The sequence below is a fragment of the Enterovirga rhinocerotis genome (assembly GCF_004363955.1).
GTDB classification, from domain to species: domain Bacteria; phylum Pseudomonadota; class Alphaproteobacteria; order Rhizobiales; family Beijerinckiaceae; genus Enterovirga; species Enterovirga rhinocerotis.
Map to the genome: position 1 here is coordinate 1863796 of NZ_SNZR01000011.1, position 17291 is coordinate 1881086.

The 17291-nt window shown below is 69.4% G+C and carries 14 protein-coding genes; 8 read left to right on the plus strand and 6 right to left on the minus strand.

Going from position 1 to position 17291, the window contains the following annotated elements; all coding sequences use genetic code 11:
- The first annotated feature begins 79 nt into the window (after nt 1-79).
- From EV668_RS09575 to EV668_RS09590, 4 genes are all read left to right on the plus strand, one after another.
- Nucleotides 80-2263: a glycoside hydrolase family 3 N-terminal domain-containing protein gene (locus tag EV668_RS09575; protein WP_166652397.1), complete on the plus strand. Its 2184-nt coding sequence runs from the start codon at nt 80-82 to the stop codon at nt 2261-2263.
- 93 nt (nt 2264-2356) lie between these two features.
- Entirely contained in the window at nt 2357-2584 is a 228-nt protein-coding gene (locus EV668_RS09580) for a hypothetical protein (RefSeq protein WP_133769520.1), read from the plus strand.
- Between the two features lie 74 nt (nt 2585-2658).
- Complete coding sequence (uvrB, locus tag EV668_RS09585) at nt 2659-5382, plus strand: excinuclease ABC subunit UvrB (protein ID WP_133769521.1); 2724 nt, start codon at nt 2659-2661, stop codon at nt 5380-5382.
- Between the two features lie 199 nt (nt 5383-5581).
- The gene (locus EV668_RS09590; protein WP_133769522.1) at nt 5582-5854 is read left to right on the plus strand and encodes a hypothetical protein; all 273 of its coding nucleotides are present in this window, start codon (nt 5582-5584) and stop codon (nt 5852-5854) included.
- Nucleotides 5855-5901: 47 nt separating this feature from the next.
- Here EV668_RS09590 and EV668_RS09595 read toward each other — a convergent pair whose 3' ends face one another.
- The 3 genes from EV668_RS09595 to EV668_RS09605 form a co-directional block, all read right to left on the minus strand.
- Nucleotides 5902-7167, minus strand: coding sequence for a serine hydrolase domain-containing protein (locus tag EV668_RS09595; protein WP_133769523.1), 1266 nt, complete (start codon nt 7165-7167; stop codon nt 5902-5904).
- A 72-nt stretch (nt 7168-7239) separates the two neighbouring features.
- A complete protein-coding gene (locus tag EV668_RS09600; RefSeq protein WP_133769524.1) occupies nt 7240-7764 on the minus strand; it encodes an OmpA family protein in 525 nt (174 codons plus the stop codon).
- Nucleotides 7765-7809: 45 nt separating this feature from the next.
- Nucleotides 7810-8454: a L,D-transpeptidase gene (locus EV668_RS09605; RefSeq protein WP_245512973.1), complete on the minus strand. Its 645-nt coding sequence runs from the start codon at nt 8452-8454 to the stop codon at nt 7810-7812.
- A gap of 235 nt (nt 8455-8689) precedes the next feature.
- Here EV668_RS09605 and EV668_RS09610 point away from each other — a divergent pair, with 235 nt between their 5' ends.
- Both EV668_RS09610 and EV668_RS09615 read left to right on the plus strand, forming a co-directional pair.
- Entirely contained in the window at nt 8690-9676 is a 987-nt protein-coding gene (locus EV668_RS09610; RefSeq protein ID WP_245512975.1) for a YidB family protein, read from the plus strand.
- Nucleotides 9677-9707: 31 nt separating this feature from the next.
- A complete protein-coding gene (locus EV668_RS09615; RefSeq protein ID WP_133769525.1) occupies nt 9708-10304 on the plus strand; it encodes an HdeD family acid-resistance protein in 597 nt (198 codons plus the stop codon).
- A 60-nt stretch (nt 10305-10364) separates the two neighbouring features.
- Here the strand turns inward: EV668_RS09615 and EV668_RS09620 are convergent, their stop codons facing one another.
- Nucleotides 10365-11141 (minus strand): SDR family oxidoreductase, encoded by a 777-nt coding sequence (locus EV668_RS09620; protein ID WP_133769526.1) that lies wholly within the window; start codon nt 11139-11141, stop codon nt 10365-10367.
- A 113-nt stretch (nt 11142-11254) separates the two neighbouring features.
- Here EV668_RS09620 and EV668_RS09625 point away from each other — a divergent pair, with 113 nt between their 5' ends.
- Both EV668_RS09625 and EV668_RS09635 read left to right on the plus strand, forming a co-directional pair.
- The gene (locus tag EV668_RS09625) at nt 11255-12403 is read left to right on the plus strand and encodes a GNAT family N-acetyltransferase (protein ID WP_133769527.1); all 1149 of its coding nucleotides are present in this window, start codon (nt 11255-11257) and stop codon (nt 12401-12403) included.
- A 384-nt stretch (nt 12404-12787) separates the two neighbouring features.
- A complete protein-coding gene (locus EV668_RS09635) occupies nt 12788-15109 on the plus strand; it encodes a histidine kinase dimerization/phosphoacceptor domain -containing protein (RefSeq protein WP_133769528.1) in 2322 nt (773 codons plus the stop codon).
- A 45-nt stretch (nt 15110-15154) separates the two neighbouring features.
- Here the strand turns inward: EV668_RS09635 and EV668_RS09640 are convergent, their stop codons facing one another.
- Together EV668_RS09640 and EV668_RS09645 are read right to left on the minus strand one after the other, a co-directional pair.
- A complete protein-coding gene (locus EV668_RS09640; RefSeq protein ID WP_133769529.1) occupies nt 15155-16261 on the minus strand; it encodes an aldo/keto reductase in 1107 nt (368 codons plus the stop codon).
- A 13-nt stretch (nt 16262-16274) separates the two neighbouring features.
- Nucleotides 16275-17261 carry an MBL fold metallo-hydrolase gene (locus EV668_RS09645; protein ID WP_133769530.1) on the minus strand — a complete coding sequence of 329 codons (987 nt, stop codon included), beginning with the start codon at nt 17259-17261 and terminating at the stop codon, nt 16275-16277.
- Between the last annotated feature and the right edge of the window lie 30 nt (nt 17262-17291).

A 17291-nucleotide genomic window follows, 5' to 3' on the forward strand; every position in this document is an offset into this window, starting at 1 on the left:
CGCCGGCCGGATTCGGCCGCTATCCCGCCTCATGCCCATCCTGTTCTCATCCGGCAAGGCCGCACGATGCCGGCCGCCCATGCTCGCCGCTCTCCTCGGCGCGCTGCTCGCCCTGTCGCCGTCCTCAGAAAGCCTCGCCCGAGACGGAGCGCGGCCGCTCTCCGACCCCCGTGTCGAGGCGCGCGTCGACGCGATTCTCTCGCGCATGACGCTCGAGGAGAAGATCGGGCAGCTCGACCTCGTCCCGAACGGACCGGACCTCGATCCGGCCGATATCCGGGCGGGGCGCATCGGTGCCGTCTCCGGCTTCAACACGTCGCGGAGCATCGCGGCGGTTCAGGAGGCGGCCCGATCCTCGCGCCACGGCGTGCCGCTTCTCGTCGGGCTCGACGTGGTGCACGGGTTTCGCACCATCTTCCCGCTCGGCCTCGCCGAGGCGGCGAGCTTCGAGCCCGCGCTCGGGCGGGAGGCCGCCGAGATCGCCGCGCGCGAGGCCGCCGCCGTCGGCATCAACTGGACCTTCGCGCCCATGGCCGATCTCACGCGCGACGTGCGCTGGGGCCGGGGTATCGAGGGCTTCGGCGAGGATGTCCTGCTCGGGCGGCTGTTCACCCGGGCCCGCGTCGAGGGCTACCGGGCGGGCGGCCTCGGGGTCTCGCTGAAGCATTTCGCCGGCTACGGTGCGGCCGTGGGCGGGCGCGACTACGACGCCGCCGAGATCTCGCGCCCGACGCTCCACGACCATTATCTGCCGCCTTTCCAGGCGGGGATCGAGGCGGGAGCGGAGAGCGTGATGAGCGCCTTCCACACCCTGAACGGGATGCCGGCCACCGCGAGCCGGCCGCTGCTGACGGACACGCTCCGCGGGCGCTTCGGCTTCCGCGGCTTCGTCGTCTCCGACTGGCAGGCCATCCCGCAGCTCATGCAGCACGGCATCGCGGCGGACGAGGCCGAAGCCGCCCGCAAGGCGATCGAGGCCGGCACGGATATGGACATGGCGGGCGGGCTCTACCGCGCCCATCTCGCCCCTCTCGTCAAATCGGGCCGGCTGCCGGAGCCGGTCGTCACGGAGGCGGCTCGGCGGGTCCTCCGCGCCAAGGTCGCGATGGGATTGCTCGACCGGCCGGCCCCGGCATCCCTCTCGGACGAGGTCCCCGCCCCCAGCGCCGCGGCGCGCGCGGCGGCACGCCGGATCACGGCCGACACGCTCGTCCTGCTGAGGAACGAGGGCCAGCTGCCGATCGGGACGAGCCCCATCCGCAAGCTGGCCGTCATCGGCGGCATGGCGGCCTCGGGCCAGGCGCTGATCGGCCCGCATGGCGCACTCGCCCGCTGGGAGGATTCGGTGACGGTCCTCGACGCTCTCGGCGAGCGAGGCAAACGGGCCGGAATCGAGGTGGCCTTCGCGGCCGGGTGCGAGGTCGAATGCACCGATGGGGCCGGGTTCGACGCGGCCGAAGCCGAGGCACGGGGCTCCGATCTCGTCGTCGCCGTGCTGGGGGAGCCGGAGGAGATCACCGGTGAAGGCGGCTCGCGGGCCCATCTGACGCTGCCGGGGCGGCAGGCCGAACTGCTCCGCCGCCTCGTCGAGACCGGCAAGCCCGTGGTGGTCGTGCTGCTCGCCGCCCGGCCGATCGATCTCGGCCCGCTCCACGACCGGCTCGCCGGCCTCCTGATGGCGTGGTTTCCGGGCACTGAGGGCGGCCATGCCGTCGCCGACATCCTCTTCGGCGATACCGGCCCCTCGGCCAAGCTGCCGGTCTCCTGGCCGCGGACGGTCGGCCAGGCCCCGCTCTATTACGACCGGCTGCCGACGGGACGGCCATTCGAGCCGGGCAACCGCTACACGCTGCGCTATGCCGACGAGGAGCTGACGCCGCTCTACCCGTTCGGGTTCGGCCTCACCTATGCCCGTTTCTCGCTCTCGCCCATCTCGGTCGAGACGCCGAAGGTCGCGCGGGCCGGCGAGCTGGTCGTCAAGGTCGGCATCGAGAATGTCGGCACGCTGGCCGGGCGGGAGGTGGTCCAGCTCTATCTCCGCCAACCGGTCGCAAGCCTCAGCCGGCCGGTGCGGCAGCTCAAGGCCTTCGAGAAAGTGACCCTGAAGCCCGGCGAGAGCCGGGTCGTCACCCTGCGCGTGCCGGCCGCCGATCTCGGCTTCCATCGCGAAGACGGGACCTATGTCGTCGAACCGGGCCGGTTCGAGATCTTCGCCGGCACGTCGTCCGACGCGGCGCTGTCGGCGCGGTTCGAGCTGGAATAGCGGCGCCGTGCCCGGGCCACTCGCCCATTGGCACGGCGGTTGCTGGCATGAGGATCGTCCTCGGAGACCCCAAGGATCATCCTCGGAGACCCCATGACCAGCTTCGCCGGACTGTTCGCCTCGGAGCCCGACCCGTGGAAGCCAGCCCGATGCTCCTGCGGAGACCACGAGTCGGAGGCTCAGCACGAGAAGGCCGTGGCGCTCGCACAAAGCCGCCGCGCTCGGCGCCTGTTGATCAAGACCACGCTCCGGAACCTGCTGCGCGTCTCAGCCAGAACGAAGACGATGGATGCGCCGGCAACGTTCCATCCCATCGCCTGACCTGACAGGCGGACACCGCCCATCGTCCGTCTCCGCCTCCTTTCCGGACTGCCCGACTCGCCCCATATTCGGGCATGGCCAAAGCTCCGAAGACAGCCGATCCGGATGCGTCGCCGAAGGGGAGCACGAAGGCTCGCAGCCGTGCCGCCCCGAAGGCCTCGAAGCCGGAGCTGAAACCGCTCGATGCGCATCTCGCGACGCTTCTGAACCCCGCCATCGGGCGCGGCGAAGCCTCGCCCGCCCACCTGTCGCCGCAGAAGCCCGCCCGGGCCCGCAAAGCAAAGGCAGGCGGCCCGTCCGGCTTCGGCGAGGCGCCGCAGGCCGCCTATGCGGGCGCGCCCGTCACGGCCCTCGATCCGGCCCTCGCCGAAACGCTCGGTCTCGGCGTCGCCGATCCCGCCGCGGAGGAAGCGGAGGACGAGGACACCGCCCTCCCCTCCTCCAGCGGCGTGTCGGCGACGGTCTCGGCGCTGACGGCGTTGCTGGAGAGCGGCAATCCGCTGTTCAAGCACGGCAAGCTCTGGACCCCGCACCGGCCGGAGCGCCCCGAGAAATCGGAAGGCGGCATCCGCTTCAAGCTGGTGTCGGACTACCAGCCCGCCGGCGACCAGCCCCAGGCCATTCGCGAACTCGTCGAGGGCGTGAAGACGCATGAGCGCGATCAGGTTCTGCTCGGCGTCACGGGCTCCGGCAAAACCTTCACCATGGCCCAGGTCATCGCCGAGACCGGCAAGCCGGCCCTGATCCTCGCACCCAACAAGACCCTCGCCGCCCAGCTCTACGGCGAATTCAAGTCGTTCTTCCCCGACAACGCCGTCGAGTATTTCGTATCCTACTACGATTACTACCAGCCAGAAGCCTACGTCCCGCGCACCGATCTCTATATCGAGAAGGATTCCTCGATCAACGAGCAGATCGACCGGATGCGGCACGCCGCGACCCGCGCATTGCTGGAACGCGACGACGTCATCATCGTCGCCTCGGTCTCCTGCATCTACGGCATCGGCTCGGTCGAGACCTACACGGCGATGACCTTCGCCGTGACGCTCGGCGAGACCATCGAGCAGCGCCAGCTCATCGCCGACCTCGTCGCGCTTCAATACAAGCGCGTGCAGGGCGATTTCGCGCGCGGCACCTTCCGGGTGCGCGGCGATACGGTCGAGGTCTTCCCGGCCCACTTGGAGGACCGGGCCTGGCGCATCAGCCTCTTCGGCGACGAGGTCGAATCCATCGCCGAGTTCGACCCGCTGACCGGCACCAAGACGGCCGATCTCAAGTTCGTGAAGATCTACGCGAACTCGCACTACGTCATCCCGCGCCCGACCCTGCAGCAGGCCTCGCGCCTGATCCGGGAGGAGCTGCGCCAGCGCCTCGACGAGCTGAACCGGATGGGGCGTCTCCTGGAGGCGCAACGGCTCGAGCAGCGCACGACCTTCGACCTCGAGATGATCGAGGCGACGGGCGCCTGCGCCGGCATCGAGAACTATTCGCGCTATCTCACCGGCCGGCGGCCCGGCGAGCCCCCGCCGACGCTGTTCGAATACCTGCCCGACAACGCCCTCGTCTTCACCGACGAGAGCCATGTCACGATCCCGCAGATCGGCGCGATGTATCGCGGCGACTTCCGGCGCAAGGCGACGCTCGCCGAATACGGCTTCCGGCTCCCCTCCTGCATGGACAACCGTCCTCTCCGCTTCGAGGAATGGGAGGCGATGCGGCCGCAGACGGTCCATGTCTCGGCGACGCCCGGCCCCTGGGAGATGGAGCGCGCGCAGGGCGTCTTCGTCGAGCAGGTCATCCGGCCGACCGGCCTCATCGATCCGCCCGTCGAGGTTCGCCCAGCGCGCAGCCAGGTCGACGACGTCCTCGGCGAGATCCGCGAGACGGCCCAGCGCGGCTACCGCTCGCTCGTCACCGTCCTGACGAAGCGGATGGCCGAGGACCTCACCGAGTATCTCCACGAGAACAAGATCCGCGTGCGCTACATGCATTCGGACATCGACACGATCGAGCGCATCGAGATCATCCGCGACCTGCGTCTCGGCGCCTTCGACGTGCTGGTCGGGATCAACCTGCTCCGCGAGGGGCTCGACATCCCCGAATGCGCCCTCGTCGCGATCCTCGACGCCGACAAGGAGGGGTTCCTGCGCTCGGAGACCTCGCTCGTGCAGACGATCGGCCGGGCGGCCCGCAACGTCGAGGGCAAGGTGATCCTCTACGGCGACCGGATCACGGGCTCGATGGAGCGCGCGATGGCCGAGACCGACCGGCGCCGCGAGAAGCAGCTCGCCTACAACACCGAGCACGGCATCACCCCGGCCTCGATCAAGCGCGGCATCGCCGACATCCTCGAGAGCGTAGCCGAGCGCGACCATGTCCGCGTCGATACCGGCCTCGCCGACCAAGCGGTCACGATCGGCCACAACCTCAAGGCCGTCATGGCCGATCTCGAGAAGCGCATGCGGGCCGCCGCGGCCGATCTCGATTTCGAGGCGGCGGCGCGCCTGCGCGACGAGCTGAAGCGACTTCAGATGACCGAGCTCCAGCTCGGCATCGATCCCAAGGGCGGCGGCGCCGGAGATGGCGGAGGCCGCTCCGCCGGCCGCGCGGTGGCCGTCGGACAAGGCTATCCCAAGCCCGGCCAGGACAGCCGCGCCCGCAAGCCGACCCTCGACGAGATGGGCCCTCACGCCCACGAATTGCCGGCCCATGCCGGCCCGATGCCGGTCAAGCCCGCCGCCTATTCGACCGCGGGCACCGCGGGGCAGAAGCCCAAATGGCGGGGGCGCAAGCGCTGACGCCATTCCGCCCCTGAATCGCCTCGCCCCGGAAACACGAAAGCACTTCCCCGCAGCCGACGCGCAATCACGCTGCAACACGCGGCCTCGATGACAGGTCCGCGTGCCGGTCCGCGCAGCTCTGGCGCCTCACCAGCGTCAGGAGCAGGCGAGGCACCGGCACCGCGGTTACGGATCGCTATGGGGGAAGAACGAAGTCATGAAGCGCTTTGCCATCATGCTGGCCGCCGCCGCGGCCTTGGGAGCAGCGACGTCGGGGGCGATGGCCGCGCCGGCCTTCCCGGGAGCGGGGGCGGGCGATAACCCGCTCGTCGAGAAGGCGCGGACCTTCTGCTACGACCGCCATACCGGCCGGTTCCTGCATTGGGGCTCCTGCCGCCGCGCGCGGCCGGTCTACAGCTCACGGCCCCGGGTCTATTGCCGCAACCGCTATACCGGCCAGTTCCTGCACTGGGGCTCCTGCCGCCGCTGACCGACGGCCAGGGGCCGCGCGCGGCGCGGCCCCTCCCTGCTCGCGCCTCACTCGACCAGCGCGCCGTAGATCAGGTTCTTGAACAGGAAGCGCGTGTGCTGGCGCGTCGACGGGCCAGCCGCCATGAAGACGCCCACGATCTTCTCCTTGGGATCGATCGTGAAGCTCGTGCCGCCGGCCCCTGCCCACATGTAGTCGCCGGTCGAGCCCGAGACCCAGGCGTTGCCCTCCGCGAGCCGGACGCCGAAGCCCAGGCCGAACCCGTAGCCCGGCCCCGTCGTCGGCAGCGGATCGCCGGCGAGGCCGCCGATATGGTTGCTGGTCATGTACTCGACCGTGTCGCGCCCGAGGATGCGCGCACCGTCGAGCTGCCCCTTGTTCAGCATCATCTGGGCGAAGCGGAAATAGTCCTCGGCCGTCGTGGCGGTCCCGGAGCCGCCGCGGAGGTAGCGCTTGCCGGGATCGGCCTCGATCCGGTTCGCCTTCCAGGAGCTCGCCTTCAGCGGATCGGCGTCGAAGGCGTCGGCCAGGCGGGGAAGCTGGCTCTCCTTCGCCTGGAAGCTCGTATCCTTCATGCCGAGCGGCTTGAAGATCGTCTCCTCGAGATGGACGTCGAGCCGCTTGCCGGCCACCTTCTCGACGACGAGTCCCAAGACGTCGGTCGCGACCGAGTATTCCCATCGCATCCCCGGCTCGTAGGCTAGCGGGATGGCGGCGAGACGCTTCATGAACTCCTCGGTCGAGACGTCCCCGACGCTCGATTCCACATCCGCCTTCAGATAGGCGTCGCGCAGTTCCGGGAAGGGCGAAGAGCCGGAATAGGTGAAGCCGGCCGTGTGCCGCAGGAGGTCCCAGATCAGGATGGGACGCGTCGCGGGAACCTCCGCCCGGCTCGTCAGGCCGCGTCCGTCGCGCTGCTCGACGAGCACCTTCATCTGCTTGAATTCGGGGAAGTATTGCGACAGCGGATCGCGCAGGCTCAGCTTGCCTTGCTCGACCAGCGCCATGGCGGCGACCGAGACGATCGGCTTCGTCATCGAATAGGCCCGGAACACCGCGTCCTTCGGCATCGGCTTGGTCTTGCCGGAATCGAGGAAGCCGTGCGCCTCGAAATGGACGATCTTGCCGTTGCGCGCGATGAGCGTGACAGCTCCCGGCACGGTGCCCTTGGCGATCTCGTCCTTCATCACCGGCGCGATGCGGGCGAGCCGGTCGACGGCCATGCCCTCCGCAGCGCCCGATGTCTGGGCGGCTGCCGCGCCAGCAAACGACAACAAGGCGGCCGCGAGGGCCGCCGAATGCAATCGGCTCATCGTTTCCTCCCGTTCGTCTTCGCGAACGGCAGGAAGGTAGTCAGGTTCTCCAGCCCCGGCCAGAGCGGAGAATCAGGCGCCCGGGGAGCCTTCCAGCTCGGTGACGACGCGCCTGTTCTGCGACTTGCAGTACAGTTCCGGGCAGTCGCGCACGAGCCTTTCGCGGCCGTACCCTCGCACATCCATGCGCTCGGGGGCGACGCCGACGGAGGCGAGGAAGCCCCGCACGGCCTCGGCGCGCCTCTCCGACAGGGCCAGATTGGCCTCCTTCGTGCCGGAATCGTCGGCGAAGCCCTGGATCCTCACGCGCCATTGCGGATGGCGGGACAGCCAGGCCGCCTGCTTGTCGAGCGTTTCCTTCGCGACGTTGTCGAGATCGGCCGAGTTCTCTCGGAAGAAGGTGCGCGGGCTGACGCTGACCGCGAAATCCGAACGGGAGCCCGGCGCGGCATCGGTCAGGACGGCGATCGACCGATCCGGCCCGCCGGCATCGGCCTTCACCTTCGGCTTCTCGGGCTGGACCGCGCAGCCGCCGAGGCCGAAGGCCACGAGCAGTGCCAGCCCCGCCAATCGTGGCGGGGTCCCCATCCTCGTCATGTCGGAACCCCCATTGGCCGCCGCAGAGCGCGCGGCCTGTCTGTATCAGGCGTCGCGGGACCCGAGATGCTTCAGCACCAGAACCTTGGTGCCGATCGGGCAGCGGCCGTAGAGATCGATGGCGTCCTCGTTGAGGAGCCGGATGCAGCCGGACGAACCGTCATGGCCGATCGACCAGGGCTCGTTGGTGCCGTGGATGCGAAAGCCCGTATCGCCCTTGTCGCGGTACAGGTAGAGCGCCCGCGCGCCCATGGGATTGGAGTCGCCGCCTTCCATGAACCGCGGCAGCTCGGGCTTCCGCTTGAGCATCTCGGGCGGAGGGGTCCAGGTCGGCCACATGGCGCGCCGGTCGATCGTGGCGCGGCCGTACCACTTGAAGCCCTCGCGTCCGACGCCGACGCCGTAGCGCAAGGCGGTCTGGTTCTCGAAGATGACGTAGAGGAAGTGGTTCTGCGTATCGATGACCACCGAACCGGGAGGCTCGTCGGAGCGATACTCGACGAGCTGGCGCAGCCAGATGCGCTCGAGCTTCTCGCGGTTGGTCGTCTTGAAGATCTTGCCGTGATCCTCGATCTCCGGACCGTAATAGAGGTGGTAGTCCGGCGGGATCTCGACATCGGCCCGCGCCGTCGTCGCAAGCGCCGCGCCCGCGATTCCGGTCGCAAAGCTCCGCCGCGTGATCATGACCATTACGCACACTCCGTCAGCGGTGAACGCCGTCCCGTCCGGGACGAATCGGACCGATCTGTGTCGCCGAACCGCCGCTCTCTCTTTCGCGCAATGTAGTTACCGACCTGTTGCCAAGTGTGTTGTACAGGAACATCACTGGTCGCCAGTATCGGGGCGGAGGCGCTCGCGGCAACTTCTCCGGCCTTCCGGCGTTGAAGCGGGCTTTCGCGGGCGGATGCCGAGGCAGGAGGGTGCGATGGGCCTTTTGGATCAGGTTCTGGGGCAGGTGATCGGCGGGATGGCCGGTCAGGGCGGCCGCGCGGGCGGTTCGGCGCCGGGCCCTTCGGGATCGGCCGGCGGCCTCGGCGATCTGCTCGGCCAGGTGCTCGGCGGCGGCCAGGCCGCAGGGCGAGCAGGCGGAGCGGGAGCAGGCGGACAGGCCGGCGGCGGCCTGCCGCCCGGTCCCCTCGGCGACCTTCTAGGCAACGTCCTGCGGGGCGGCACGGGATCGCCGCCTCCCGGCGCACCGCAGCCTCAGGCTCCTGCGCCGTCCGGCGGCGGCATCGGCGATGCGCTCGGCGGCATCCTCTCGAGCGCCGGCGGCAAATACTCGCCGCTCGTTCTCGCCCTGCTCGCCATCCTCGCCAACAAGAACCTGTCCTCGGGCGCCGGCGGCTTCGGCAGCGTGCTGCACGACATGTTCACGGGCGGGCGCCCTGGCCCGCGCGGAGGTGAAGAGGCACCGGAAGGCTATGCTGGCGATGACGGCTACCGCACCCCGCGCGGCGGCATGGGCGCTCCGATGGGCTATGACGAGGGTCCCGGCTACGATGCGCCGCCGCCCGGCTACGGACGACGCGGGGGAGACGGCGGCGGGGGCTTCCTCGACGAGATCGGCTCGATGCTGGACGGCCCGGGCGGGCAGGCCCGCGCCTTCGCGGGGGGCGGCAGCCTGCAGGACCTCGTCGGCGGCGGGATCGACGGCCTGCGGCAGCGCTTCGACCAGAACGGGCGGGCGGACGTGTTCGATTCATGGGTCCAGCCGGGCCCGAACCATCAGCCGGACCCGACCGATCTCGATCAGGCCTTCGGCGCGGGGACGATCGACGAGCTGGCACGCCGTACGGGGCTTTCCCGCGAGGATCTGCTGGCGCAACTTGGCCAGGCCCTGCCTCAGGTGATCGACGGCCTGACGCCCGGCGGCCGCATGCCCGACCCGGACGAGCAGCGGCACTGGATCTGACAAGCGCCGCGTCCGAAGGAGATATGCAGAGATGAGTACGGCCCCGACCGCCTCCCCCGATACCGATGGCTCGATCCTCGGCCAGCGCAGCGCCCTTCTCGCCCGGAACTGGTGGGTCGTCGCGCTTCGCGGGGCTTTCGGCATCCTGTTCGGCGTCCTGACGCTTCTGCTGCCGGGCGTGACGCTCGTCAGCCTCGTCTATGTGTTCGCAGCCTATCTGCTCATCGACGGAGCCCTCGCCATCGCCGCGGCGGTCCGCGCGGCACGCGCCGGCGAGCGCTGGGGCCTCTTGATCCTCGAAGGCATCGTCGACCTCGTCGGGGCGGCGGCGATGGTGGCCATACCCGGCCTCGCCATCGTGTTCTTCATCTACCTCGTCGCGGGGTGGTCGATCGTCTCCGGCGTGTTCGAGGTGGTCGCGGCCTTCCAGCTCCATCTCGATCACGGACGCTGGTGGCTGGTCCTCGCCGGGATCGTCTCGATCGCGTTCGGCCTCCTCATCGCCATCGCGCCGATCGCGGGTGCCATCGTGCTCGCGGTGTGGATCGGTGCCTATGCCATCGTCTTCGGAACGATGCTGCTGGTCCTCGGCTTCCGTCTCAAGAGCCGTCATCAGGCGGCGGCCTAAGCCTCCGTCGATCGGCTTCGAGGGGCGCGAACGCCCCTCGACGCTCTTGGTCCTCGCCGCTCAGACGACGGTGGGGACGGCCACGCCATCCATCGAGATGTTGACGCCGGTCAGGTAGCTCGCGCGGTCGGAGGCGAGGAACAGGACCGTCGAGGCGATCTCCTCGGGCTCGGCCATCCGGCCGAGGGGGATCTTGGCGACCCCGTCCTTCAGCGCCTCCTCCTCGGAGATGCCCTTGAGCGCCGCGTCGGCCTTCATGCCTTCGGCGACGCGGGAGGTGGCCGTGAGACCGGGATTGATGCCGACGACCCGCACGCCGCGCCCCGCATAGGCATTGGCGAGACCCGCAGTCGCCAGCATCAGGGCGGCATTGGCCGCCCCGCCCGCGAGATGGATCGGAGAGGCGACCTTCCCGCCGTTGCCGATCACATTGACGACGACGCCCGCCTTGCGCGCGGCCATGCGCTTGATCACGGGATCGATGACGTTGATGTAGGAGAAGTACTTCGCGTCCATGGCGGCCCGCCAATGAGCCGGCGTGAGTTCGTCGGCCGGGGTGCGCCGAGCGGCCCCCGCGCTGTTGACGAGGATGTCGATCGGCCCGAGCGCAGCCTCCAGCGCATCGATCGCGCGCAGGGCATCGGCGGCATCGATGAGATCGGCCGCCTGGGTCTCGACGCTCCCGAGTTCGGACGCCGCCCGCGCGAGGTTCTCCTGCGACCGCGACACGATGCCGACGCGCGCGCCTTCCTCCAGGAACGCCTTGGCGCAGGCGAGGCCGATCCCCTTCGATCCCCCGGTCACGATGACGACCTTGTTCTCCAGCCCGAGCTTCATCGGATTCTCCCTAGCCGCCGGATCGGCCGGCCCGTCGCGGTCAAGCACCGCATGATGCCCTTGTCGAGGATCGATCACACCAATCCTTCACGGCCGGGCGCTAAACGGGCGGGATGACGACCGGCCCAGCCGATCCCATCGAAGCCCGGCTTCTCGGACCGGATGCCCTCGCGGAGCTCGCGGATGCCTGGGACGACCTGGCAGGACGGGCGCTCGACCCGAATCCGTTCCTGTCGCCGGCCTTCGGCCGGGCTCGGCTCCATCATCTGCCCGATGGCCGCGCGGCGCGGCTTCTCGTCGCCTGGTCCCGCTCGGGCGGCCGGCGGCGGCTTGTCGGCCTGTCGGTCCTGGTCCCGCCGCGCGGGCGGCATTTCACGCCATGCCGGATCCTCAGGTCCGCCCAGCTCTACGCTCCCGTCTCGACGCCCCTCGTCGCACCGGAGGCACCGGTCGAGACGATCTCGGCCATGCTCGGAGCGTTGCGGCGGGCAGGCTTCGGCGGTCTCGCCCTGCCGTTTCTTGCGCGGCACGGTGCCGTCGCCGCCGCCCTGCGCGAGGCCGCGGAGCGGGAGGCGCTGCCGCTCGTGGTTCTGGACGAGCACGAACGCGCGTTTCTCCGCAGCCCCCTCGGCGGTGCGGAATACCTGCGAACCGCAATCGACCGCCGGCGCAGGCGCGAGGCGGATCGCCAGCGGCGAAGGCTCGCCGAACTGGGCACCCTCACCTTCTCGGTCGCAAGCGAGCCGGATGATGTCACCGCGGCGCTCGAGCGGTTTCTCGCGCTCGAAGCCGCGGGGTGGAAAGGTCAGGGCGGAACCGCGATCGCCCATGCCGACGGCGCCGCTCCCTTCTTCCGGGAGGCCGCATTCGAGGGCGCGAGGACAGGCGCCTTCCGGGTCGCGACGCTCGCTCTCGACGACAGGCCCGTGGCGGCGGGTCTCCTGGCGATCGCAGGCCGGCACGCCGCCTATATCAAGACCGCCTATGACGAGGAGATGGCCCGCTTCTCTCCCGGCCTCCTCCTCACGCTCGACCTGACCGCCCACCTGCTCGACGATCCCGCCATCGACGAGGCCGATTCGCTGGCCGTCGCGGGCCATCCCATGATCGATCGGATCTGGACCGGCCGCCTTCCGATCGAAAGCGTCCTCGTCGGAACGCGGCCCGGCCGCCCGCTGGCCTTCGCCGTGGCGAAAGCTGTCGAGCGCAACCGCGAGCGCGCCATCGACCTCGCCAAGGCGCTGCGAAGGCGGCAGGCGTGATTTTCCCGAGGCGACGCCGCCCTGATGCACGCCGTTATCGGCATTGCAGCCCAGAATTGTACGCGTAAAGACTGACGGCTGGTCTTGGCAATGCTCTCGCTGCTATTCTAGCGTCCCCCCGGATCGACCGGGTCAACCTCGACCGGACGTCACACCATTTCACTCGATCTTTCCGGTGACGTTCCAGCGCTGGTCCTCGACGAGGCGGCGCGCATCGTCGAGATCAACGAGGCCGCGCTCGCCCTTCTCGGGGGATCGCGGGACGCGGTCCTCGGCCGCGATTACTTCCGCGACCTCGAACCCGCCCTCTCCGGCCCGGCCTATCGCGGCCGGTTCCTCGATTTCGTCCGAGGCGGCATCGCCCCTCCGCCGATCAGCGCGATCGTGGGCCGGGAGACGGGTAGCCTGCGGCTCTCGATCGTCATGAGGCCGGGTGATTCGGCTGGACGCTACCGTCTCACCATCGCCCTTCTCGAAACGTTTCGGCCGAGCCGGCACCGCGAAGCGATGCTCGCCGTCGGACGGCGCGAGCGGGTGGAGAGCGTCGATCCCGTCGTCTGCGAGGCGGAGCCGATCCAGGTTCCCGGGACCATCCAGCCGCCCAGCGGCCTTCTCGCGGTCGATCCCGCGACGTTTATCGTCGAGGCGGCGAGCGAGACGATGGCCGAGTTGATCGGCACGGATTCGGCGATCCTCGGCTGCACCCTCGACGAGGTGCTGTCGCCGGAGGCCGCCACCATGATCCGCACGGCCTATGGCGACGGCACGCTTCCCGAGGGACCGCCGATCCGTCGGCCCGCGACGCTCGGCCCCGAGCGCCGTCCTTTCGATCTCATGCTCCACCACAAGGACGGCCGCCTGATCGTCGAGGTGGAGGCGGCACCGCGTCTGCCCGGAGATTTCGGCGTCCCGCCGCACGCCGCAATCCGGGAGGCGGTGGAGGCCTTGCGCAAGGCCGACGACCTCGCGGGCCTGCTGGACGCGGCAGTGGCGCGTATCAAGGACCTGAGCGGCTACGAGCGCGTCCTCATCTACCGCTTCGATTCGGATTGGAACGGCGAGGCGGTCGCAGAGGCGATCGATCCCGATTGGGACGCCTCGCTGAAAGGTCTGCATTTTCCGGCTTCCGACATCCCCCGGCAGGCGCGCGAACTCTATACGCGAAGCCCGTCCCGCTTCGTCGTGGACCGCGATGCGGCGCCCGTTCCCATCGTCGCCCGGCCGACGATGGGGAACCGGCCGATCGACATGACCTTTGCCGGGTTCCGCAGCCTCTCCCCCGTTCATCTCGAATATCAGCGCAACCTTGGCGTGAACGGCTCCATGTCGATCGCGATCCTGGTCGACGGGCAGCTCTGGGGGCTCGTGATCGGGCATCATCGCCGGCCGCTGTATCAGGCACCGGAGACGCGGGACGCGCTGGTCGGCTTCACCGACACCCTCGCGCTCGCGATCGAGGAGACGGCAGCCCGTACCAAGGCGGCCGATCAGAACGTCCACCTCTTCGCCGAAGTCGCCCTGCTCGAGCAGATGGCGGGCGCGGACGACATCGCGGTCGCGCTGAGCGGGGAGACCAGGCTGAACGATCTCTTCGGCTCGACGGGCGCGGCCGTGATCACCGGCGATGCGGTCTCGACGATCGGCTCGACCCCGCCCGAGAGCGACATCGTCGATCTGATCCGCCGCGCCCGAGACGAGATCGAGGCCCTGGCCTTCGGGACCGATCACCTCGAATCCTTCCACCCCGCCATGGCGGATCACAGGGCCATCGCCAGCGGCGCCCTGATCGCCTTCACGAGCGAGAGCCGGCACCGGGCTCTCGTCTGGTTCCGGCCGGAAATCGTGCGGACCATCGCCTGGGGCGGCGATCCCTCGAAGCCGCTGGCCGGAGACCGCATGTCCGGACAGGCCCTCCCCCGCGCGTCGTTCGAGCGCTGGGTCGAGACCGTCCGGGGACGGTCGCGACCCTGGCCCGACTGGAAGGTCGAGGCGGCGCAGGCTCTGGCGCGCGCCGTCGAGCGCATGGGCGCGCGCACGACACGCCGCATCGAGGAGCTCAGCCGGCAACAGGCCGACCTGATCGCCGCTCTGGTTCAGAAGGAGGCCCTGCTCGCGGAGAAGGATCTCATGACCCGCGAGATCGACCACCGGGTGAAGAACAGCCTCCAGATCGTCTCGGCCTTCCTGCGCATGCAGGGCCGCCAGGTCAGCGATCCGGACGCGCGGGCCGCCTTCAACGACAGCTACGGGCGCGTCATGTCGATCGCGCGCGTGCATGACAGCCTGTACCAGTCCGACAGCGTCACCGAGGTCGATCTCGGTCAGACGATCGAGAACCTCTGCCGCGATCTCGCGGTGATGGGTGGCGACCGCCGCGAGATCGGCCTCGACGTCCAGCAGGGCCTGATGGTGCCCTACCGCAAGGCGGTGGCCCTCTGCCTCATCGCGACCGAACTCGTGACCAATGCCTGGAAATACGCCTATCCGGCCAACCAGCCGGGTCCGGTCGAGGTCGAGGTCAAGCGCAGCACGAGCGACGGGCTGTCCCTCACCGTCCGAGACCTGGGCAAAGGCATGCCGACCGATTGGGAGGAGAACCGAAAGGGCCTCGGCATGCAGATCATCGGCGCGATGCTGAGCCAGATCGAGGCGAGCATCGCCGTCGTCAACGATCCGGGCGCGCGCGTGACCGTGACCTGCACCTGACGCCGCGGCGTTCGGGGGGCAGCCATCCCGTCCTGGCGCTGATCGCTATTGCGACAGCCGCGCCCTCGCCCGAGCCTGCGCAGTCTTGATCAAGCCTTGATATTGACGGTCCTTGCCCGGGTACCAGGGCATGCTCGCGATCGTCCCGAAGCCGGGGATGGTCTCCATATGCGCCACCATGCGGCGGCGCATCGCGGCATCGGGCAGCGGCCCGTGCATCGCCATCAGGTTGTCGACGACGTGATCGGGATCGGACGTGCCGCACAGCACGCTGGTCACGGCGGGGTGCGCCATCGCCCATTTGAGGAAGAACTGGGCCCAGCTCGTGGCGCCGAACTCGCTCGCGAAGCCGGGCAGGCGATGGCCCTCGACGACCTTCATCAGCCGCGCCTTCTCGAGCGGCAGATTCACCAGCACGCCGACGCCACGGTCGGCGGCCAGCGGAAGCAGGCGCTGCTCGGCGTGTCGGTCGAAGATCGAGTAATTGACCTGGACCATGTCGACATCGCCCTTCCCGACGATCTGCGCCAGTTGCTCATGCGCGGCTGTCTCGTGATGCGTCACCCCGACGAGGCGGATCTGCCCTTCCTTCTTCCAGGCCTGGAGAAGCGGAATGACGACCGGCGCATTCACGATGCTGTGGCACTGCATCAGGTCGATCGGCGATCGCCAGGTCCGCAGCTTGGACTGCTCGAGGCTGTCGGTCGCCGGGCCGACATCGCCGAGATACTCGCCCGTTGCCCAGATCTTGTTGGCGAGGAACATCTGCGCATCGGCCGGCGCCTGCGAGAGAAAGGCGCCGACGCTGGCCTCGGCGGAGCCATAGAGCGGCGAGGTATCCACCACCCGGCCGCCGCCGGCCACGTAAAGCCGGAACACGTCCTGGATCTGCTGACGCGACGCGCCCGGCAGAAGGTCGAAGGTCAGGAAGGTGCCGAGCCCGAGCGCCGTGAGGCTCTGCCCGGTGCGCGGGATCTGCCGTGTGATCGGCGCGCCTCCCATGGTCGCTCCCATGGCTGCGGTCGTCGCGCCGGCCGCCTGCGTTCCGCCGGTCTGCGCCTGCGCCGCACCGGAAGCGGCCAATGTCACGGTCGCGCCGCCTACGGCGCCGAGAAAGCCGCGCCGGTCCAGGCCGATCATCGTGCCGGTCATCGTGATGCCTCCTTCAAACCTGCCAGCCCGCGGGGACCCAGGCGTAACCGGTGTCCGTGCGCAGCAGATGGCCGAGCCCTGGGAACGGGTAGTGAAAGCCGAGCACGGGAATGCGGTCGGCCGCCGCGCGGTCGAAGATGCGCCGGCGTGCGCTGAGCGCGGCATCCTTGTCGCGATCGGGACCGGGCCGCCATGGCCGGTCGATGTTGACGACGGGGTGGTAGGCGAGATCCGCCGTCAGCAGCAGCTGGTCGCGGCCCGAATGCACGAGGAAGGAAACCATACCGGGCGTGTGGCCCGCGGCAGCGATCGTGGTCAGCCCGGGAACGATCTCCGTCCCCGGCTCGTAGAGCTCGACGGATTTCGCGACGGGTTCGAGGCTGCGCTTGATGGCGGCGCCGAAGCGCCGGCGGAAGTCTTCCGGAACCGGCATGTAGGAGAGATCGGGCTCGCCGCCGACGAAGAAATCCCAGTCCGCCTTGGGCGCGAAGACCGTGGCCCTCGGGAAGGCCGGCGTTCCGTCGGCAGCCCGAAGATTGCCGACATGATCGGGGTGGGTGTGAGAGACGACGACCGCGTCGATGTCCCGAGGGCCGAGACCGATCTCGGAGAGACGGGCGAAGATGCGGCCGCCATCGGGGCCCATCGTCTGGCCCGCACCGGGATCCAGCAGGATGCGCCGGCCGCCGGTCTCGATCAGAAGCGCGTTCAGATTGAGCGTCATCCGGTCGACGGGCAGGAAGGCGCGCCTCAGCACCTCCTGCAATTCCTGCTCGGGCGCGTCGCTGGCGTAGATGCGTGGCGGCCCGCCGATCACCCCGTCGCTGAGCACCGTCGCGCCGATCTCGCCGACACGGAAGCGGTAGTGCCCGGCGTTGCGGATGGGTGTCTGCGAGGCCTGGCCATGCGCCGTCCCGATGCTGCCGCCAGACACGAGGCCCGCCGCGCCCATGGCGGCGGAAAGCATGATCCTGCGGCGGTTCAATGTGATGGTCGTCATGGCCTCCTCGCGGGTTGCCTCATCGATCCC